2 protein-coding genes are annotated in these 1,480 nt (G+C 69.5%); both read right to left on the bottom strand.

Features of this window, described 5'->3' with window-relative positions; genetic code table 11:
* A partial coding sequence (locus ACLN58_RS22135; protein WP_415857361.1) for a protein kinase domain-containing protein occupies window positions 1-851 on the bottom strand: 851 nt, incomplete at its 3' end.
* 36 nt (window positions 852-887) lie between these two features.
* Window positions 888-1,480 (bottom strand): PASTA domain-containing protein (locus tag ACLN58_RS22130; protein ID WP_415857360.1); only part of this gene is annotated, 593 nt, incomplete at its 5' end.

Below are 1,480 nucleotides of genomic sequence, written 5' to 3'. Positions count from 1 at the left end.
TGGAAGCGGTGGTCCGGGTCCTTCTGGAGCGAACGGTCGAGGACGCTCTGCACGGCGTCCGTGACGTCGGGGTTGAACTCGCGGGCCTTGGGGGCCTCGACCTGCACGTGCTGGTACGCCACGGAGACCGGCGATTCGCCCAAGAACGGCGGGCGGCCCGTGAGGAGCTCGTAGAGGAGGCAGCCGGTCGAATAGAGGTCGCTGCGCGAATCCACGGTGAGGCCTTGGGCCTGCTCCGGCGAGAGGTACTGCGCGGTCCCGACCACGGCCTGCGTCTGGGTCATAGTGGCCCCGGACTCGGCGGCGGCCCGCGCGATCCCGAAGTCCATGACCTTCACGGTCCCGGTCTCGTTGACCACCATGACGTTCGCGGGCTTGATGTCGCGGTGCACGATCCCCGCGCGATGGCTGTATTCGAGTGCCGAGAGGACGCCTTGGACGTACTCGAGCGCCTTCTCCTGCGTGACGGAGCCCTCATGCACGAACTCGCGGAGGGTCTTGCCCTCCACGAGCTCCATGACCATGAACGGCACCTCGACGGATGCCGGGTTCAGCGGGTCGGGTCCCCGCTCGCCGGTGTCGTACACCGCCACGATGTTCGGATGGTTGAGCGCGGCGACGGCCTGCCCCTCGCGCTCGAACCGCACGCGCAACTGACGGTCGCGGGCCATGTCCGGCCGCAGCATCTTGACCGCCACCGTGCGGCCCAGGCGCGTGTCCTGGGCCTCGAAGACGTCCGCCATACCGCCCCGCCCCAGGAGGCGGCCCAGCACGTAGCGCCCCGAGAGGACGACGGGCTGTGGCATCGGCTCGTCCTCTCGTTGCAGCTGCGTGTGGGTGGTGTGCGTCATGTCCTCACTTCCAGGGCTCGTCCAACTAGTGTCGCCCTACTTGGTGGCAGTTGGCGTGGAGGTTGGCCCTCTTGAGGGTGTCGTGGCTTGGGTCGGCGTCGGCGTGGCCGTCGGCGCGTTGACGATCGCGTACGTGACCGTGACCGCCGTCCCCACGGGGAGCCTTCCGGTCGGCGACAGCGAGAGCACGGCGCCCATGATGCCCTGCGACTGCTGGACCGGGTTGAGCTGAACCTGGAGCCCGAGGTTCTCGAGCTCCTGCTGGACCTCGGTGTAGTTCCGGCCTATGTAGTTCGACGCGACGACGTTCACGGAGGTCGGGGCGGCGGGCGTCGAGGCCGTGGGCGTCGGGGACGCGCTCGGGGTCGTCGCGGACGGTGTCGGGGTCGACGACGTCGTGGCCGTCTGCGCGGGGGCGGGCGAGAAGAGGCCCGAGTTGCTGAGCCAGATGCCGAGCAGCACGAAGAGCAGGAGCAGCACGAGGGCAACGAGCGGCCACGTGAGCGCGCTGCGCTTCTTGCGGCGCTGCTCGGGCGCGATCTCCTCCTCCTCATCGACCCCGGCGTACCATGGCGAGCCGCCGTCTGGGTGGTCGCCCTGGATCGACGAGGCGCCGTGGTCGCCATGCC

The organism is Sinomonas sp. G460-2 (genome assembly GCF_047759905.1).
Classification (GTDB): Bacteria; Actinomycetota; Actinomycetes; order Actinomycetales; family Micrococcaceae; genus Sinomonas.
This window is presented reverse-complemented; position numbering and strand designations above follow the sequence as displayed.